The organism is Streptomyces pallidus (ex Mingjun et al. 2026) (genome assembly GCF_051550185.1).
In the GTDB taxonomy this organism is placed as follows: domain Bacteria; phylum Actinomycetota; class Actinomycetes; order Streptomycetales; family Streptomycetaceae; genus Streptomyces.
Genome location: NZ_CP196181.1, coordinates 632,077 through 653,114, shown reverse-complemented (window position 1 = coordinate 653,114; position 21,038 = coordinate 632,077). Strand labels below are relative to the sequence as shown.

Genomic DNA, 21,038 nt, shown 5'->3' with positions numbered 1-21,038 from the left:
GCCGGAACCCCTGTTCCGGCGGTACGGCCCCCGTCTTCCCGAATTTCCTCAAATATCCTCGGGTCCCCCCCCGGTTCCCTGAACTCCCATGAATTCCCCTGAGTCCTTCCACGGTCTCGACCATGCGAATAGGTGAAGCGCCAGTGGCGAACGAAGCAAAGCTCCGCGAATACCTCAAGAAGGTCACAACGGATCTCGACGAGGCGTACGGTCGCCTGCGGGACATCGAAAGCCAGGCCCACGAGCCGATCGCCATCACGGCAATGGGCTGCCGCTTCCCCGGAGGGGTCCGGACCCCCGAAGCGCTGTGGGAACTCCTCGCCTCCGGCGGCGACGCCCTCACCGAATTCCCCACGGACCGCGGCTGGGACCTGGACCACCTGTTCTCCGACGACCCCGACGAGCAGGGCACCTCGACCACCCGCGAAGGCGGCTTCCTCGACGGCGCCCCCGCCTTCGACGCCGACTTCTTCGGGATCTCCCCGCGCGAGGCCATGGCCATGGACCCGCAGCAGCGGCTGCTGCTGGAGACCTCGTGGGAGGCGTTCGAGCGGGCCGGGATCGACCCGGGCGGCCTGCGTGGCAGCCAGTGCGGCGTGTTCGTCGGCATGAACGGCTCCGACTACCTGACCCCGCTGCTCGAGGCCCCCGAGGACTACGCGGGCCACCTCGGCACCGGCAACGCCTCCAGCGTCCTGTCCGGCCGGCTCTCCTACACCTTCGGCCTCGAAGGCCCCGCCGTCACCGTCGACACCGCCTGCTCCGCTTCGCTCGTCGCCCTGCACCTCGCCGCGCAGGCCCTGCGGGCGGGGGAGTGCAACCTCGCCCTCGCCGGCGGCGTCCACGTGATGTCCACCCCCGGCCTCTTCGTCGAGTTCAGCAAGCAGCGCGGACTGTCCGCGGACGGCCGCTGCAAGGCCTTCGCGGCCCGCGCCGACGGCTTCGGCCCCGCCGAGGGCGTGGGCGTACTGCTGCTGGAACGCCTCTCCGACGCACGCAGGAACGGCCGCCCGGTCCTGGCCCTGGTCCGAGGGTCGGCCGTCAACCAGGACGGCGCCTCCAACGGCCTGACCGCCCCCAACGGGCCCTCGCAGCAGCGCGTCATCCGCCAGGCCCTCGCCAACGCCCGGCTCTCCGCCGACCAGGTCGACGCGGTCGAGGCCCACGGCACGGGAACCTCGCTCGGCGACCCCATCGAGGCCCAGGCCCTGCTCGCCACGTACGGCCAGGACCGCCCGACCGACCTGCCGCTGCTGCTCGGGTCGGTCAAGTCCAACATCGGGCACACCCAGGCCGCCGCCGGTGTCGCCGGCGTGATGAAGATGGTCCTGGCCATGCAGCACGGCGTGCTGCCGCAGAGCCTCCACATCGACGAGCCGTCCCCGCACGTGGACTGGGAGTCCGGCGCCGTCGCCCTGCTCACGGAGCGGACGCCGTGGCCCGCGACGACGCACCCCCGGCGTGCGGGCGTGTCGTCGTTCGGGTTCAGCGGCACGAACGCGCACGTGATCGTCGAGCAGGCTCCCGAGGCTGAGGCCGGGGACGCGGCGCAGGCGCCCGAGGGGGAGCCCCGCTCGGTGATGCCGGTGGTGCCGTGGGTGCTGTCCGGCAAGAGCGCGGCGGCCCTGCGGGCGCAGGCGGAACGTCTGGCGGGCTGGCTCGCCGAGGCCGGGAACGTGGTCGACCCGGTGGACGTGGGTTGGTCGCTGGCGTCGACTCGGGCGGCATTGGAGCACCGGGCCGTGGTCCTGGCGGATCACACCGCGGGGGTCGGCGCGGTCGGGTCGGGTGTGATGGCCGCGGGTGTGGTGACCGGTTCCGTGGTTGGTGGGAAGACGGCGTTCGTGTTCCCGGGGCAGGGTTCGCAGTGGGTCGGGATGGCAGCGGAGCTGCTGGAGTCCTCGCCGGAGTTCGCGGCTCGGGTGGGGGAGTGTGCGAAGGCGCTGGAGCCGTTCACCGACTGGTCGTTGGTGGATGTGCTCCGGGGCGTCGAGGGCGCGCCGTCGTTCGATCGGGTGGACGTGGTGCAGCCGGCGTTGTTCGCGGTGATGGTGTCGCTGGCGGAGGTGTGGCGTGCGGCGGGTGTGCGGCCCGGCGCCGTGATCGGGCATTCGCAGGGTGAGATCGCGGCCGCGTGTGTGGCGGGGGTCCTGTCGCTGGAGGATGCGGCGCGGGTGGTGGCGCTGCGCAGCCAGGCCATCGGTCGGGTGCTGGCGGGGTTGGGTGGCATGGTGTCGGTGCCGCTGCCGGCGGGGGAGGTCCGGGAGCGGATCGCGCCGTGGGGTGAGGAGCGGATCTCGGTCGCCGCTGCCAACGGCCCGTCGTCCGTGGTGGTGTCGGGTGAGGCTCAGGCGCTGGACGAGTTCCTGGTCGCGTGCGAGGCCGATGGCGTGCGGGCCAAGCGGATCGCTGTGGACTACGCCTCCCACTCCGCGCAGGTCGACCTGCTGCGCGAGGAGCTGGCCGAACTGCTGGCGCCGATCACGCCCCGGACCGCCGAGCTGCCCTTCCTCTCCACCGTCACCGGCGCGTGGGTCGAGGGCCCGGAGCTCGACGCCGGCTACTGGTTCCGCAACCTGCGCCAGACCGTCGAGCTGGAGCAGGCCACCCGTTCGCTGCTGGAGCAGGGTTTCGGGGTGTTCGTCGAGTCCAGCCCGCATCCGGTGCTGACCGTCGGCATCCAGGAGACCATCGACGACGCGGGCCGCGAGGCGGCCGTCCTCGGCTCCCTGCGTCGGGGCGAAGGCGGTCCGGAGCGGTTCTGGCAGTCCCTGGCCGAGGCGTTCGTCCGTGGTGTGGCCGTGGACTGGGACGCCGTCTTCGCCGGCACCGGAGCCCGCCGCGTGGACCTGCCCACCTACGCCTTCCAGTCCCAGCGGTACTGGCCCGAGGCGGCCCCCGCCGAGCCGGAGGCCCTGCGGGCGGAGAGCGCCACCGACGCCCGGTTCTGGGACGCCGTCGAACGCGAGGACGTCACGGCCCTGGCCGAGGCCCTCGCCTTCGACACCCCCGACGTGGTCCGGTCGCTCGGCACGGTCCTGCCCGGCCTGTCCTCGTGGCGGCGCCAGAGCCGCGAGCAGTCCACGGTCGACGGCTGGCGCTACCGCGTCACGTGGAAGGCCCAGGCGGACGCCGCGGCGACGCCCCGCCTGGCGGGTGCCTGGCTGGTCGTGGTGCCCGAGGCTCCGGCCGGCCCCGCCGCCGACACGGCCGCCGCGGTCCTGCGCACGCTCGCCGACCGCGGCGCCGAGGTCCGTACCGTCACCGTGGCCCCGGACGCTGCCGACCGCGAAACCCTGACCACCGCCGTCAAGAGGGCCACCGACGCGGCGGCCACCGCCCCGGCCGGGGTCCTCTCCCTCCTCGCCCTCGGCGACGGCGACCACTTCGCCGCCGGGCTCGCACTGTCCCAGGCCCTCGGCGACGCCGACGTCGCCGCGCCCCTGTGGTGCCTCACCCGGGGCGCCGTCGCCGCCGGGCGGTCCGACCGGATCGAGGACCCGGCGCAGGCCCTCCTGTGGGGGCTCGGCCGCGTCGCCTCCATGGAGCAGGGCGGCCGCTGGGGCGGCCTCGTCGACCTGCCCCCGCAGGTCGACGACCGCGCCCTCGATCGGCTGGCCGCGGTCCTGGCCGGCGACGGCACCGAGGACCAGGTCGCCGTACGGCCCTCCGGGCTCCTCGTGCGCCGCCTCGTCCGCGCCCGCCTCGACGGCACGCCCGAGGTACGCGACTGGCGTCCGACCGGGACGACCCTGGTCACCGGCGGTACGGGCGCGCTCGGCGCGCACGTCGCCCGCTGGCTCGCCGAGAACGGCGCGGAGCACCTGGTCCTCGCCAGCCGCCGCGGGCCCGACGCGCCCGGCGCGGACGCCCTGCGCGAGGAACTCGCCGCGCTCGGCGCCGAGGTCACCCTGGCCGCCTGCGACGTGGCCGACCGCGACGCCCTCGCCGCGCTCCTCGCGGCCGTCCCCGCCGACCGGCCGCTGACCGCGGTGTTCCACGCCGCCGCGACCGTCGACGACGGGGTCATCGAAACACTCACCCCCGAGCAGGCGGCCGCCGTCCTGCGGGTCAAGGTCGACGCGACCCGGCACCTGCACGAGCTGACGAGGGACCTCGACCTGTCCGCGTTCGTCCTCTTCTCCTCCTTCGCCGCCACCTTCGGCGCCCCCGGCCAGGGCAACCAGGCTCCCGGCAACGCCTTCCTCGACGCCTTCGCCGAGTACCGGCGGGCCGCCGGCCTGCCCGCCACCTCCCTCGCCTGGGGCCCCTGGGACAGCGTGGACGGGGACGACAGCGCGGCGGGCGACCGCATGCGCCGCCACGGCATCCTCGCCATGCGGCCCGAGCGGACCCTGGCGGCGCTCCGGCACGCCCTGGACCGCGACGAGACCACCCTCACCGTGGTCGACATGGACTGGAAGCGGTTCACGCTCGCCTTCACCGCCGACAGGGCCCGGCCGCTGCTCCTCGAACTCCCCGAGGCCCGCAGGGTCATCGAGACCGCGGAGCGGGAGACCGCCGAGGACCTGACCGGGGGCGTGCCGCTCAGCCGGCAGCTCGCCGGGCTGCCCGAGGTCGAGCAGGAGCGCCTGCTGCTCGACCTGGTGCGCACGGCCGTCGCCGCCGTCCTCGGCCACGCCGACCTGACCGCCGTCGAGGCCGGCCGCGCCTTCAAGGAGCTCGGCTTCGACTCCCTCACCTCCGTCGAGCTGCGCAACCGTCTCGGCGCGGTCAGCGGCCTGAAACTGCCGGCCAGCCTGGTCTTCGACCACCCCACCCCGGCCGCCGTCGCCGCCTACCTGCGGGCCGGGATCGTGCCGGACGCGGTGGCCGGCGGGGCCCCGCTGCTGGAGGAGCTCGACCGGCTGGAGCAGGTCCTCGAACAGGGCACCGCCGACAACGTCGTACGGGCCCGGGTGACCATGCGCCTCCAGGCGCTGCTCGCCAAGTGGAACGACAGCGGGGACCCGGCCGGCGTCCAGGCCGGCCCGGCCTCCCCGGACGGCTCCGAGGCCGCTGCCGGGCCCGCGGGCGCGGCCGGCGACGCGGACGACGTCCTCGACGGCGTCGAGCACCTCCAGGACGCGACCGACGAAGAGCTCTTCGCCTTTATCAACAAGGGCCTCGGCCGTTATTGACGGCCTGCCGATTATTGGTGAAGATGGCCAACCCCCTGAGTAATCGGATCTCATCCGACCGGGGGTGACTGCCCCCTGCGCACCCCGCCTCCCAGGGGTGCGTAGGGGGCAGTTAGGGGTTGTCGGGGAGATTCAGCGGCAAATAGCCTGCCGCCGAGCAGTCGCTTCGCTCGATATGCGGAGCACGTGTCATCCGATGTCAATTCTCGGAACTGCTCCCAGTCCTTTCCGATGCCGTCTGCTGCAAATTGGGTGGTTGCGTTACATGGCGAACGAACAAACGCTGCGGGACTACCTGAAGCTGGTCACAGCGGATCTGCACCAGACGCGTCAACGGCTCCGCGACGTCGAGGCGAAGAACCAGGACCCCGTCGCCATCGTCGGCATGGGCTGCCGCTACCCCGGAGGCGCTGCCTCGCCCGAACAGCTGTGGCAGCTGGTCGTCGACGAGGTCGACGCCATCACCGGTTTCCCCGCCGAGCGCGGCTGGGACATGGACACCGTCTACCACCCGGACCCCGAGAACCCCGGCACCAGCTACGCCGACCAGGGCGGCTTCGTCCGGGACATCGCCCGCTTCGACCCGTCGCTCTTCGGGATCTCGCCGCGCGAGGCCCTCGCCATGGACCCGCAGCAGCGCCTCCTGCTGGAGACCTCCTGGGAGGCCTTCGAGCGCGCCGGCATCGACCCGACGTCGATGCGCGGCAAGCAGGTCGGCGTGTTCGTCGGCACCAGCAGCCACGACTACCTGACGGCGCTGCTGAGTTCCTCCGAGAACGTGGAGGGCTACCTCGGCACCGGCAACGCGGCGAGCGTCGCCTCGGGCCGCCTGTCGTACACCTTCGGCCTCGAAGGCCCGGCCGTCACCGTCGACACCGCCTGCTCCTCCTCGCTCGTCGCCCTGCACCTGGCCGTGCAGGCCCTGCGCAACGGCGAGTGCTCGCTCGCCCTCGCCGGCGGCGCCACCCTGATGGCGGCGCCCGGCACGTTCATCGACTACAGCAAGCAGCGCGGCCTCGCCGTCGACGGCCGCTGCAAGGCGTTCTCGCCGGACGCCGACGGCTTCAGCCTCGCCGAAGGCGTCGGCGTCCTCCTCGTCGAGCGGCTCTCCGACGCCCGCCGCAAGGGCCACCACGTCCTCGCCGTCATCCGAGGCACCGCCGTCAACCAGGACGGCGCCTCCAACGGCCTGACCGCCCCCAACGGGCCCTCCCAGCAGCGCGTCATCCTCCAGGCGCTGTCCAACGCCCGCCTCACCCCCGACCAGGTCGACGCCGTCGAGGCACACGGCACGGGAACCGGCCTCGGCGACCCCATCGAAGCCCAGGCGATCATCGCCACGTACGGCCAGGACCGGCCCCACGGCCGCCCGCTCTGGCTGGGCTCGCTCAAGACCAACATCGGCCACGCCCAGGCCGCCGCCGGCGTCGCCGGCGTCATCAAGAGCGTCATGGCCATGCGGCACGGGCTGCTCCCGCGCACGCTGCACGTGTCCGAGCCCACCCCGCACGTCGACTGGTCGGCGGGCGAGGTGTCCCTGCTCACCGAGGCGCGGGCCTGGCCGCGGCACGACGGGCCCCGCCGGATCGGCGTCTCGTCGTTCGGTATGAGCGGCACCAACGCCCACGTCATCCTGGAGAGCGGCGACGAGGCCGCCGCGGACCGGCAGGCGGAGGACCAGCCGGCCGGCGACGGCACGGCCGCCGCCGCGCCGTCGGTCGTGCCGGTCGTCCTGTCCGGCAAGACCGAGGCCGCGCTGCGCGCCCAGGCGGCCGCCCTCCACGCCCACCTCACCGACCGCCCCGGCCTCCGCCTCGACGACGTCGCCCACGCACAGGCACTCACCCGGGCCGCTCTCGACCGCCGCGCCGCGGTCGTCGCCGAGGACCGCGACGGACTGCTGGCCGGCCTCGCCGCACTCGCCGAGGGCCGCCCGTCGGCCGACGTCGTCGAAGGGGCCGCCACCGAGGGCAAGCTGGCGTTCCTGTTCACCGGCCAGGGCAGCCAGCGCCTCGGCATGGGCCGCGAACTGTACGACACCCAGCCGGTGTTCGCGGCCGCCCTGGACGCGGTCTGCGAGCGCATCGACCCGCTCCTCGAACTGCCCCTGAAGGACGTGCTGTTCGGGACCGACGCGGAACTGCTCGACCGCACCGGCCACACCCAGCCCGCGCTGTTCGCCGTCGAGGTCGCACTCTTCCGGCTGGTCGAGTCGTGGGGTCTGAAGCCGGACTTCCTGGCCGGCCACTCCATCGGCGAGATCGCCGCCGCCCACGTGGCCGGTGTGTTCTCCCTCGACGACGCGTGCACCCTGGTCGCCGCCCGCGGCCGGCTGATGCAGGCCCTCCCGGCCGGCGGCGTGATGATCGCCGTCGAGGCCGCGGAGGACGAGGTCCTGCCGCTGCTCACCGACCGCGTCGGCATCGCCGCCGTCAACGGCCCCCGGTCGGTGGTCGTCGCCGGCGACGAGGACGCGGCCGCGGCCGTCGCCGCGCACTTCGACGCGCAGGGCCGCAAGACCAAGCGGCTCACCGTCAGCCACGCCTTCCACTCGCCGCACATGGACGGCATGCTCGACGCCTTCCGGCAGGTGGCCGAGGGGATCGCGTACGACACCCCGCGCATCCCCGTCGTGTCCTGCCTGACCGGCGCCCTCGCCGGCGGCGACATGGCCACGGCCGACTTCTGGGTGCGGCACGTCCGCGAGGCGGTCCGCTTCCTCGACGCCGTCCGCTGGCTGGAGAGCCGCGGCGTCACCGCCTACGTCGAACTCGGCCCCGGCGGCGTCCTCTCCGCCCTCGGCCAGGACTGCCAGACCGCCACCGGCCCCCGCGCCGCCGCCTTCCTGCCCGCCCTGCGCGCCGACCGCTCCGAGGCCCGGTCGCTGACCGCCGCCGTGGCCGGCGCCCACGTCCGCGGGCTCTCCCCCGACTGGGCCGCCCGCTTCGCCGGCACCGGCACCCGCCGCGTCGAGCTGCCGACGTACGCCTTCCAGCGCGAGCCGTACTGGCCCCGGGACCCGTTCACGGACTTCACCGAGCCCGCCGACGGCCACGCACTCGGCGCCACCGACGCCCGGTTCTGGGAGGTCGTCGACAGCGAGGACCTGGCCGCGCTCGCCGACACCCTCGGCGTCGCCGGCGACGAGCCGCTCAGCAGCGTGCTGCCCGCGCTCTCCGCCTGGCACCGCCGCCACCGCGACCGCGACACCGTCGGCGGCTGGCGCTACCGGATCGCCTGGAAGCCGCTCACCGGCACCGAACCCGCCCCCCTGGCCGGCCACTGGCTCCTCGCCGTCCCCGCCGGCCACACCGACGCCCCCTGGGCCGTCGCCGCCGCCGAGGCCCTGACCGCCCGCGGCACCACCGTCAGCACCCTGACCGTCGACACGACGGCCGACGACCGGGCCGCCCTCGCCCACCGGATCGCCGAGACCCTCGCCGGGACGGACGCGCCCGCCGGAGTGCTCTCCCTGCTCGCCCTCGACGAGCAGCCGCACCCCGAGGACCCGGCCCTGACCGCCGGCCTCGCCGCCACCCTCGCCCTCGTCCAGGCCCTCGGCGACGCCGACGTGGACGCCCCGCTGTGGGCCGCCACCCAGGGGGCGGTGGCCACCGGCCGCTCCGACCGGCTCACCGGACCCGCGCAGGCCGCCGTCTGGGGTTTCGGCCGCACCGCCGCCCTCGAACTCCCCGCCCGCTGGGGCGGCCTCGTCGACCTGCCCCCGACCCCCGACGAGCGGTCCGCGGCCCGCCTCACCGACGTCCTGGCCGGCCTCGGCGGAGAGGACCACCTCGCCGTCCGCTCCACCGGCGTCTTCGTCCGCCGACTGGTCCGCGCCGGCCACGAGCAGACCCCCGCCGGCGAGTGGACCACCTCCGGCACCGCCCTGGTCACCGGCGGCACCGGCGCCCTCGGCGGGCACGTGGCCCGCTGGCTCGTCCGCAACGGCGCCGAGCACCTCCTGCTCGTCAGCCGGCGCGGCCCCGAGGCCGACGGCGCGGCCGCACTCGCCGCCGAACTGCGCGACCTGGGCGCCCGGGTCACCGTCGCGGCCTGCGACGTCGCCGACCGCGACGCCGTCGCCGAGCTGCTCGCCGGCATCCCGGCCGACCTGCCGCTCACCACCGTCGTCCACGCCGCCGGCGTCCTCGACGACGGCGTCCTCGACGCGCAGACCCCGCGCCGCCTGGCCGACGTCCTGCGCCCCAAGGCCCACGCCGCCGGCGTCCTGCACGAGCTGACCCGCGACCTGGACCTCTCCGCGTTCGTCCTCTTCTCCTCCGTCGCCGCCGCCTTCGGCGCCGCCGGACAGGCCAACTACGCCGCCGCCAACGCCCTGCTGGACGCCCTCGCCGAGCAGCGCCGCGCCGACGGCCTGCCCGCCACCGTGCTGTCCTGGGGTGCCTGGGCCGAGGGCGGCATGGCCACCGACGAGCTCGTCGCAGACCGACTGCGTGCCGCCGGACTCCCGGCGCTCGCCCCCGACCTCGCCCTGTCGGCCCTGCACACGGCCCTCACCCTCGACGAGACGGCCTCCGTCGTCGCCGACATCGACTGGGACCGGCTGGCGCCCGGCCTCACCGCCGTACGACCCTGCCCGCTGATCGCCGACCTCCCCGAGGCCGTCCGGGCGCTCGCCGCGGCCGACACCGCCGCCAGCGCCACCGCCGGCCAGGCCGCCGACTCCCTCGCCCGGCAGCTGGCCCAGGCCCCGGCCGGCGAACGCGACGCCCTCGCCCTGGAGTTCGTCCGCACCCAGATCGCCGCCGTCCTCGGCTACCCGGGCCCGGCCTCCGTCGACCCCGCCATCGCCTTCCGCGACCTCGGCTTCGACTCCCTCACCGCGGTCGAGATCCGCAACCTCCTCACCGCCCGCACCGGCCTGCGCCTGCCCGCCACCCTCATCTTCGACTACCCCAACTCCCTCGCCCTGGCCGCCTTCCTCCAGGGCGAACTCCTCGGCGACGCGCACCCCGCCGACGGCGCCACCGCCGCGGCCGCCGCCACGGGCACCGCCACCGACGACGACCCCATCGCCATCGTCGCCATGAGCTGCCGCTTCCCAGGCGGCGTGGACACCCCCGAGCAGCTGTGGGAGCTCCTCGTCAACGGTCGCGACGCGATCTCCGGCTTCCCCGCCGACCGCGGCTGGGACCTGGAGGGCCTGTACGACCCGGAGTCCCTGACCGAGAACACCACCTACGTCCGCGAGGGCGGCTTCCTCGCCGACGCCACCGAGTTCGACCCCGCGTTCTTCGGGATCTCCCCGCGCGAGGCACTCGCCATGGACCCGCAGCAGCGCCTGCTGCTGGAGACCTCGTGGGAGGTCCTCGAACGGGCCGGCATCGACCCCGCCGCCGTACGCGGCGAGCGGATCGGCGTGTTCACCGGCACCAACGGCCAGGACTACCTGGACGTCATCCTCGCCGCACCGGACGGCACCGAGGGGTTCCTCGGCACCGGCAACGCGGCGAGCGTCGTCTCCGGACGCGTCAGCTACGTCCTCGGCCTGGAGGGCCCGGCCGTCACCGTCGACACCGCCTGCTCCTCCTCCCTGGTCGCCCTGCACTGGGCGATCCAGGCCCTGCGGGCCGGCGAGTGCACCATGGCCCTGGCCGGCGGTGTGACCGTCATGTCCACGCCCGCCTCCTTCATCGACTTCAGCCGCCAGCGCGGCCTGGCCGCCGACGGCCGGATCAAGGCCTTCGCGGCCGCCGCCGACGGCACCGGCTGGGGCGAGGGCCTCGGCATCCTGCTCGTCGAGCGGCTGTCCGACGCCCGCCGCAACGGCCATCCGGTCCTCGCCCTGGTCCGCGGCTCGGCCGTCAACCAGGACGGCGCCAGCAACGGCCTGACCGCCCCCAACGGCCCCTCCCAGCAGCGCGTCATCCGGCAGGCCCTGGCCGGAGCCGGCCTGTCCGCCACCGAGGTGGACGCCGTCGAGGCCCACGGCACCGGCACGCGGCTCGGCGACCCCATCGAGGCCCAGGCACTGCTCGCAACCTACGGCCAGGAACGCCCCCAGGGACAGCCCCTCCTGCTCGGCTCCATCAAGTCGAACCTCGGCCACACCCAGGCCGCGGCGGGTGTCGCCGGCGTGATGAAGATGGTCCTCGCCATGCAGCACGGCGTCCTCCCGCCGACCCTGCACGTGGACGAGCCCACCCCGCACGTCGACTGGACCGCGGGCGACGTCGCCCTGCTGACCGAGGCCACCGCATGGCCCGAGACCGGACGCCCGCGCCGGGCCGGCATCTCCTCCTTCGGCATCAGCGGCACCAACGCCCACACCATCGTCGAGCAGGCCCCGGAAGCCGAGCCGGCGGGCGAGACCCCGGCCGAGCCCGCCGCCCGCCCGGACGCACCCCTGCCGTGGATCCTGTCGGCCCGGACCCGGGACGCCCTGCGCGACCAGGCCCGCGGCCTGCACGCCTACGCCCTCCGGCACCCCGAACTGCGCCCCGCCGACCTCGGCTTCTCCCTGGCCGCCGGCCGCTCCGCCTTCGAGCACCGGGCCGCCGCGGTGGCCGCCGACCGGGCCTCGCTGCTCGCCGCGCTCCAGACCCTGGCGGAGGGCGGCTCGGCCGCCGCCCTCGTCGAGGGCACGCCGACCGCCGGCAGGACCGCCTTCCTGTTCACCGGGCAGGGCAGCCAGCGCCCCGGCACGGGCCGCGAGCTGTACGAAGCCCACCCGGTGTTCGCGGACGCCCTCGACGCCATCTGCGCCCGCATGGACGCCCACCTCGAACTGCCTCTGAAGGACGTCCTGTTCGGGACGGACACCGCCCTGCTGGACCGGACGGACTACACCCAGCCGGCGCTCTTCGCCATCGAGGTGGCCCTGTTCCGGCTGGTCGAGTCCTGGGGTGTGAAGCCGGACTTCGTGGCCGGTCACTCCATCGGCGAGATCGCCGCCGCCCACGTCGCCGGGGTGTTCTCCCTCGACGACGCGTGCACGCTGGTCGCGGCCCGCGGCCGGCTGATGCAGGCCCTGCCCGCCGGCGGCGTGATGATCGCGGTCCAGGCGGCCGAGGACGAGGTCCTGCCGCTGCTGACCGACGCCGACCGGGTGTCCGTCGCCGCGGTCAACGGACCGCAGTCGGTGGTCGTCGCCGGTGACGAGGACGCGGCCCTCGCGGTCGCCGCGCACTTCGAGGCGCAGGGCCGCAAGACCAAGCGGCTCACCGTCAGCCACGCCTTCCACTCCCCGCACATGGACGGCATGCTCGACGCCTTCCGGCGCGTGGCCGAGGGGATCACGTACGAGACCCCCCGCATCCCGGTCGTGTCGAACCTGACCGGCGCACTCGTCACCGACGAGATGGGGTCGGCGGAGTTCTGGGTGCGGCACGTCCGCGAGGCCGTGCGGTTCCTGGACGGCGTCCGCGCCCTCGAAGCCGCCGGTGTGAGGGCCTACGTGGAACTCGGCCCCGACGGGGTGCTGTCCGCCCTCGCCCAGGACTGCGTCACCGAGGACGCCGTCTTCGTGCCCGTCCTCCGCAAGGGCCGCGACGAGGCCGAGGCCCTCGTGACCGCCCTCGCCCGGGCCCACGCCCACGGCGTCCGCGTCGACTGGCAGGCCTTCTTCGCCGCCACCGCCGCCGGCGCCCTGCGCGTCGACCTGCCCACCTACCCCTTCCAGCGGCAGCGCTACTGGCCCGCGATCTCCTCCGCCCTCCACCTCGGCGACGTCGAGGCGATGGGCCTGGACGGCACCGGCCACCCGCTGCTCACCGCCGGCGTCGCCCTGCCCGAGTCCGACGGCATGGTCTTCGCCGGGCGCCTCGCCCTCGCCACCCACCCCTGGCTGGCCGACCACGCCATCCTCGGCAGCGTCCTGCTGCCCGGCACCGCCTTCGTCGAGCTCGCCACCCGCGCAGGCGACCAGCTCGGCTGCGACCACCTCGAGGAACTCACCCTCGAAGCACCCCTGGTGCTGCCCGAGCGCGGCGGCGTCCAGCTGCGCGTCCGGGTGGGCGCCGCGGACGGCGCCGGCCGCCGGCCGTTCGCGCTGCACTCCCGGGCCGAAGGCCTCGCCGCGGAGGAGCCCTGGACGCGGCACGCCGCCGGTGTCCTCGCCGAGACCGCCCGCCCGGCCGCATCCTTCGACCTGACCTCCTGGCCCCCGGCCGGCGCCGCCGAGCTGCCGCTCGACGGCCGCTACGAGGCCCTCGACACCATCGGCTTCGCCTACGGCCCCGTCTTCCGCGGTCTGCGCACCGCCTGGCAGCTCGACGGCGCCGTGTACGCCGAGGTCCGCCTGCCCGAGGGCACCGAGGACCAGGCCGGCCGGTTCGGCCTGCACCCCGCGCTGCTCGACGCGGCCCTCCACGCGATCGGCCTCGACGGCATCGGCGCCGACGACGGCCAGGGCCGGCTGCCCTTCGCCTGGAGCGGGGTCTCGCTGTACGCGGGCGGGGCCGCCGCCCTGCGCGTCCGCCTCACCCCGGCCGGCGCCGAGGGCGTCCGCCTGGAGATCGCCGACGCAGCCGGCGCCCCGGTCGCGCTCGTCGAGTCGCTCGGCCTGCGTCCGGTCACCGCCGACCAGCTGCGCGCCGCCCGCGCCACGTACCACGACTCCGTGTTCCGCCAGCAGTGGACCGAACTCGCCGGCCCCGGCGCCCCGGAGCAGGCCGCCACGGCCCGGTACGCCGTCCTCGGGGACCCCCGGGCCGACGGACCGCGCCCCGCGGACGCCGAGCACCACGCCGACCTGGCGGCCCTGGCCGCCGCGGTCGACGCGGGAGCACCCGTACCCGACGAGGTCGTCCACGTCCTCGCGCCGACCCCGGCCCCCCTCACCGCCGGGGCCGTGCACGCGGCGGCCCACGACGCCCTGGCCCTCGCCCAGGCGTGGCTGGCCGACGAGCGGTTCGCCGCCGCCCGGCTGGTGTGCGTCACCCGTGGCGCGGTCGCCGCGGCACCCGGCGAGGACGTGACCGACCTCGCCGCCGCCACCGTCTGGGGCCTGCTGCGCTCGGCGCAGACCGAGAACCCGGGCCGTATCGCCCTCGTCGACATCGACGCCGATGCCGACACCGACGCCGAGAACGGGGGCGCGGACGCCCTGCGGGCCGCGCTCGGCTCCGACGAGGAGCGGTTCGCGCTGCGCTCCGGCACCGTCCTCGTCCCGCGCCTCGCCCGGGTCGAAACGGCGGACCAGGACGGCAGCGACACCGACCGCACCCCGGCCTTCGGCCCGGACGGCACGGTCCTGATCACCGGCGCCACCGGCGCCCTGGGCGGGATCATCGCCCGCCACCTGGCCACCACCCACGGGGTACGCCACCTGCTGCTCGCCGGCCGGCGGGGCGCCGACGCCCCCGGTGCGGCCGAACTCGTCGCCGAGCTCGCCGCCTCGGGCGCCACCGCCACCTGGGCGGCCTGCGACGCCGCCGACCGGGACGCCCTCGCCGCCCTCCTCGCCGGCATCCCGCCCGAGCACCCCCTCACCGGCGTCGTCCACACCGCCGGTGTCCTCGACGACGGCATCCTCTCCTCGCTGACCCCCGACCGGCTGTCGGCGGTGCTGCGCCCCAAGGTGGACGCGGCATGGAACCTGCACGAGCTGACCCGGGACCTCGACCTCTCCGCCTTCGTCCTGTTCTCCTCCACCTCCGGCCTGTTCGGCGGACCCGGCCAGGGCAACTACGCCGCGGCCAACTCCTTCCTCGACTCCCTCGCCCAGCACCGCCGGGCGAGGGGCCTTCCGGCCGCAGCGCTCGCCTGGGGCCTGTGGTCCGTCGCCGACGGCATGGCGGGCTCCCTGGACGCCGCCGACGTCAACCGGATGCGCCGGGCCGGACTGCCCCCGCTGACGGCCGCCGACGGCCTGGAGCTGTTCGACACCGCCGTCGGCCTCGACGACGCGGCCGTGGCCCTGATGCGCGTCGACACCGATGCCCTGCGCCCGCAGGCCGCCGCGGGCACCATCGCCCCGCTGCTGCGCGGCCTCGTCCGGGGTGTGGCGCGCCGTTCCGTGGACGCCGCGGCCGTCGCCGCCGGCGGCCAACCGGAGCTGCGGGCCCGGCTGGCCGCCATGACCGCCGCCGAACAGGACCGCGCTCTGCTGGACCTGGTGCGCACGCAGGTCGCCGCGGTCCTCGGACACGCCGGGCCGTCCGCCGTCGAGTCGGGGCGGGCGTTCAAGGAGCTGGGCTTCGACTCGCTCACCGCCGTGGAGCTCCGCAACCGGCTGAACGCGGCCACCGCCCTGCGCCTGCCCGCCACCCTCGTCTTCGACTACCCGGACCCGACCGTCCTGGCCCGCCACCTGCGTGCCGAGCTGATCGGCGACACGGACCCCGGCACGGGCCCGGGCACGGCCGCCGGGTCCGCGGCCCCGTCGGGCACGGTGGCCGCGGCCGACGACGAGCCCATCGCCATCGTCGCGATGAGCTGCCGCTACCCCGGTGACGTCCGCACCCCCGAAGACCTGTGGGCGCTGCTGGCCGCCGGCGAGGACGGCATCACCCGCCTCCCCGAGAACCGCGGCTGGGACACCGAGGCCCTCTACCACCCCGACCCCGAGCACCCGGGCACCTCGTACGCCCGGGAGGGCGGCTTCCTGCACGACGCCGCCGAGTTCGACGCCGCGTTCTTCGGGATCTCCCCGCGCGAGGCCCTCGCCATGGACCCGCAGCAGCGGCTGCTGCTGGAGACCACCTGGGAGGTCTTCGAACGGGCCGGCATCGCCCCGTCGTCGGTGCGCGGCACCCGTACGGGTGTCTTCGCCGGCGTCATGTACCACGACTACGGCGCCCGCCTGCACGCCGTGCCCGACGGCGTCGAGGGCTACCTCGGCACCGGCAGCTCCAGCAGCATCGTCTCCGGCCGCGTCGCGTACACCTTCGGCCTGGAGGGCCCGGCCGTCACCGTCGACACCGCCTGTTCCTCCTCGCTGGTGGCCCTGCACCTCGCCGCGCAGGCCCTGCGGGGCGGCGAGTGCTCGCTGGCCCTGGCCGGCGGCGTCACCGTGATGTTCACGCCGGGCACCTTCATCGAGTTCAGCCGCCAGCGCGGCCTCGCCGCCGACGGCCGCTGCAAGTCCTTCGCCGCGGCCGCCGACGGCACCGGCTGGGGCGAGGGCGCGGGCATGCTCCTGCTGGAGCGGCTCTCCGACGCCCGCCGCAACGGCCACCAGGTGCTGGCCGTGCTCCGCGGCTCCGCCGTCAACCAGGACGGCGCCTCCAACGGCCTCACCGCCCCCAACGGACCCTCCCAGCAGCGGGTCATCCGGCAGGCCCTCGCCAGTGCCCGGCTGTCGGCCGCCGAGGTCGACGTGGTCGAGGCCCACGGCACGGGCACCACCCTCGGCGACCCGATCGAGGCCCAGGCACTCCTGGCCACCTACGGCCGCGAGCACAGCGACGACCGGCCGCTGCTGCTCGGCTCGGTGAAGTCCAACCTGGGACACACCCAGGCCGCCGCCGGTGTCGCCGGCGTCATCAAGATGGTCATGGCGATGCGCCACGGCGTGGTCCCGAAGACCCTGCACGTGGACGAGCCGACCCCGCACGTCGACTGGTCGGCGGGCGCGGTGTCCCTGCTCACCGAGCAGGTGGCCTGGCCCGAGACGGGCCGTCCGCGCCGCGCGGGCGTCTCCTCCTTCGGCATCAGCGGCACCAACGCCCACGCCATCATCGAGGAGGCCCCGCAGCCGGCCGCCGAGCCGCAGCCGGCCGCGCCGGCCGACCGGGCGCCGTTCCTGCCCGTGGTCCTGTCCGCCCGCGGCGAGGACGCCCTGCGCGCCCAGGCCCGCCGCCTCCACACCAGCGTGCACGGCGACACGCGCCTGCGCACCGCCGACCTCGCCCTGTCCCTGGCCGCCGGCCGCTCCGCCCTGGAGCAGCGCGCCGCACTCGTCGCCACGGACCGCGCCGGGCTGCTCCGGGCCCTGGACGCACTGGCCCGCGGCGAGGACACCGCCGGACTGGTCCGGGGCACCGCCCGCGAGAACCAGGTGGCCTTCCTGTTCACCGGGCAGGGCAGCCAGCGCCTCGGCGCGGGGCGTGAGCTGTACGACGCCCACCCCGCCTTCGCCGACGCCCTGGACGAGGTGTGCGCCGAGCTCGACCGGCACCTCGAACTCCCGCTGAAGCAGGTGCTGTTCGGGACCGACGCCGCCTTGCTGGACCGGACCGAGTACACCCAGCCCGCCCTGTTCGCCGTCGAGGTGGCGCTGTTCCGGCTGCTGGACGGCTGGGGCGTGCGGCCCGACGTCCTCGCCGGCCACTCCATCGGCGAGCTCGCCGCCGCGCACGCCGCGGGGGTCCTCTCCCTCCAGGACGCCGCCGAACTGGTCTGCGCCCGCGGCCGGCTGATGCAGGCCCTCCCGGCCGACGGCGCGATGATCGCCGTCCAGGCGGCCGAGGACGAGGTCCTGCCGTTGCTGACCGACCCCGACCGGGTGAGCATCGCCGCGGTCAACGGCCCGCAGTCGGTCGTCGTCGCCGGCGACGAGGACGCGGCGGCCACCATCGCCGCGCACTTCGAGGCGCAGGGCCGCAAGACCAAGCGGCTCCCCGTCAGCCACGCCTTCCACTCGCCCCACATGGACGGCATGCTCGCCGACTTCCGCAAGGTCGCCGAGGGCCTGGCCTACGCGACCCCGCGCATCCCCGTCGTCTCCCTCCTCACCGGCGCCCTCGTCACCGACGAGATGGCCTCGGCCGACTTCTGGGTCCGGCACGTCCGCGAGGCCGTCCGCTTCCTCGACGGCATCCGAGCCCTGGACGCCGCGGGCGTGACCGCGTACGTCGAACTCGGCCCCGACGGCACGCTGTCCGCGCTCGCCCAGGACTGCCTGGCCGACACCGCCGAGCCCGCCCCCTGCGTACCCGTGCTGCGCAAGGACCGCCCCGAGTCCGAGGCCCTGGCCTCGGCCCTCGCCCGGGCCCACGTCCACGGCGTCGCCGTCGACTGGACGGCGTACTTCGCCGGCACCGGCGCCCGGCCCGTCGACCTGCCGACGTACCCCTTCCAGCGCAAGCGCTACTGGCTCGACGTGGGCGTGTCCGTCGAGGACGTGCTGGCCGCCGGCCTCGACACGCCCGACCACCCGCTGCTCGGCGCCACCGTCCCGCTGCCCGCCTCCGACGGCCTGGTCCTCACCGGACGCCTGGCCCTGACCACCCACCCGTGGCTGGCCGACCACACGGTCATGGACACCGTTGTGCTGCCCGGCACCGCCTTCGTCGAACTGGCCCTGCGTGCCGGTGCCGAGGTCGGCTGCGAGACCGTCGACGAGCTGGCCATCGAGGCCCCGCTCACCCTCGCCGACCAGGGCGCCGTCCAGCTCCAGCTGGCCGTCGACGCCGCCGACGACACGGGCCGCCGCACCCTGGCCCTGCACTCGCGGCCGGCCGACGCCCCGGCGGACGAGCCGTGGACCCGGCACGCCACCGGCGTGCTCGCCCCTGCGGGACCGCAGCGCACCGCCGACCTGGCCGCATGGCCGCCGGCCGGCGCCGAACCGGTCCCCACCGACGGCTTCTACCCGGCCGCGGCCGCCGCCGGCCTCGGCTACGGGCCCGTTTTCCAGGGCCTGCGCGCCGCCTGGCGGCGCGACGGCGAACTGTTCGCCGAGGTCGCGCTCGACGAGGCCTACGGGAGCGACGCCACCGGCTACGGCGTGCACCCGGCGCTCCTCGACGCCGCCCTCCAGGCCATCGGCTTGGGCGTCCCCGGCAGCACCGACGGCGAGACCGCCGACGGCGCCCGGCTGCCGTTCGCCTGGACCGGCGTACGGCTGTACGCGGCCGGCGCGGCCGGCCTGCGGGTCCGGATCACCGCCGGCGCGTCCGGCGGCCTGGCCCTGGACGTCGCCGACACCACCGGCGCCCCGGTGGCCTCGGTCGACTCGCTGATCCTGCGCCCCGTCTCCGCGGACGGCCTCGGCGCCGACCGGACCGCCCACCACGAGTCCCTGTTCGGCGTGGAATGGACCACGCTGCCGCTCACCGCCGGCCCGGTCCCGGCCGGCGAACGCTGGGCCGTCCTGGACGCGGACCGGGAGGACTTCCGCATCGGCGGTGAACCGCTCGACGTCCACCCGCACCTCTCCGCGCTGCGCGAGCAGCTCGCCGCCGGCGCCCCCGCACCGGACGTGGTGATCGTCCCGCTGTCCGGCACCACCACCGCCGACGGCCGGGCCACCGCCGCCCGGACCGCCGCGCACCACGCCCTCGCCCTCGTCCAGGAGTGGCTGGCCGAGGAGCGGCTCGACGCCTCCCGGCTGGTCCTGCTCACCCGCGGCACCGTGGCCGCCGTACCCGGCGACCACGTCACCGACCTGGCCCACGCCCCGGTGTGGGGGCTGGTGCGGTCGGCGCAGTCGGAGAACCCCGGCCGGTTCGTCCTCGCCGACACCGACGGGTCCGACGCCTCCCTCGGCGCCCTGCCCGCAGCCCTCGCCGGCGACGAACCGCAGTTCGCGCTGCGTGCGGGCGAGGCGTACGCCTTCCGCCTGCGCCGCACGGCCCGCACCGACGCCGGCCAGGAGCCGGCCCGCCCGGCCCTGCCCGAGCTCGACACCGCCGGCACGGTCCTCCTCACCGGCGCCACCGGCACCCTCGGCAGGCTCTTCGCCCGCCACCTCGCCGACTCCCACGGCGTACGGAACCTGCTGCTGCTCAGCCGCCGCGGAGACGCGGCACCCGGCGCGGCGGACCTGACACGCGAACTGGCCGGCCTGGGCGCCGAGGTCACCTGGGCCGCCTGCGACGCCGCCGACCGGGACGCCCTGGCGGCCGTCCTGGCCGCCGTACCGGCCGACCGGCCGCTGACCGCGGTCGTCCACACGGCCGGCGTCCTCGACGACGGCATCATCGACTCGCTCACCCCGCAACGCCTCGACACGGTCCTGCGGCCCAAGGTCGACGCGGCCTGGAACCTGCACGAGCTGACCGAAGGCCACCAGCTGTCCGCGTTCGTGCTGTTCTCCTCGGTCGCCGGCTCCTTCGGCGCCCCCGGCCAGGGCAACTACGCCGCCGCCAACGCCTTCCTGGACGCCCTCGCCCAGCACCGGGCCGCCCGCGGTCTGGCCGCGAGCTCCCTCGCCTGGGGCCTGTGGGCCACCGCGGACGGCATGGCCGGCGCCCTCGACGAGGCCGACCTGACGCGTATGGCGCGCGCCGGTGTCACCGGGCTCACCCCCGAGGAGGGCCTGGCCCTCTTCGACACCACCCGCACCCTGGACGACGCCGTCCTCGTCCCGATGCGCGTCGAACCGGCCGTCCTACGCGCCCAGGCCGCCGACGGCACCCTGCCGCCGCTGCTGCGCGGACTCGTCCGCACCCCGGCACGCCGGCCGGCCGCCCCCGCGACCCGGGCCGTCCCGCGGACCGCCGCCGAACCGGTGGACACCCTCACGGCGCGGCTGGCGGGCCTGCCGGCAGCAGAACGGCAGCAGGCGCTGGACGAGCTGGTCCGCGGCCAGGTCGCCGCGGTTCTCGGCCACGGCACGGCCGACGACGTCGACGCCGCCCGCGGCTTCCTCGACCTGGGCTTCGACTCGCTGACCGCGGTCGACCTCCGCAACCGGCTCACCGCCGCCTGCGGGCTGCGGCTGCCCGTCACGCTGATCTTCGACTACCCGTCACCGTCGGCGCTCGCCGCGTACATCGGGGAGCGGATCGGCCAGGACGGCCCCGGCCGCCCCTCCGTCCACACGGAACTCGACAAGCTCGAATCCCTCCTCTCGGCGGTCACCCCCGACGACGCCGAACGCGCGGGCATCACCGCCCGGCTGCGAGACCTCCTGGCGAAGTGGAATGACACGCACAGTGCACCGGACAGCGCCGCCGAAGAGCGGGACATCCAGGCCGCCACGGCCGACGAGCTCTTCGACCTCCTCGACGGCGAACTCGGCCTGTCCTGACCACCACCACCGGA

2 protein-coding genes are annotated in these 21,038 nt (G+C 75.6%); both read left to right on the top strand.

The genetic code is table 11. From position 1 onward, the window contains the following. The first annotated feature begins 122 nt into the window (after positions 1 to 122). Positions 123 to 5,141 (top strand): type I polyketide synthase, encoded by a 5,019-nt coding sequence (locus ACSHWO_RS02935; RefSeq protein WP_438309922.1) that lies wholly within the window; start codon positions 123 to 125, stop codon positions 5,139 to 5,141. Between the two features lie 265 nt (positions 5,142 to 5,406). Then, positions 5,407 to 21,024: a type I polyketide synthase gene (locus tag ACSHWO_RS02930; protein WP_438309921.1), complete on the top strand. Its 15,618-nt coding sequence runs from the start codon at positions 5,407 to 5,409 to the stop codon at positions 21,022 to 21,024. The last annotated feature ends 14 nt before the right edge of the window (positions 21,025 to 21,038 follow it).

Coding starts and splice junctions, on each gene's coding strand:
- ACSHWO_RS02930 (WP_438309921.1), top strand. CDS start 5,407: ATGGCGAACGAACAAACGCTGCGGGACTACCTGAAGCTGGTCACAGCG.
- ACSHWO_RS02935 (WP_438309922.1), top strand. CDS start 123: ATGCGAATAGGTGAAGCGCCAGTGGCGAACGAAGCAAAGCTCCGCGAA.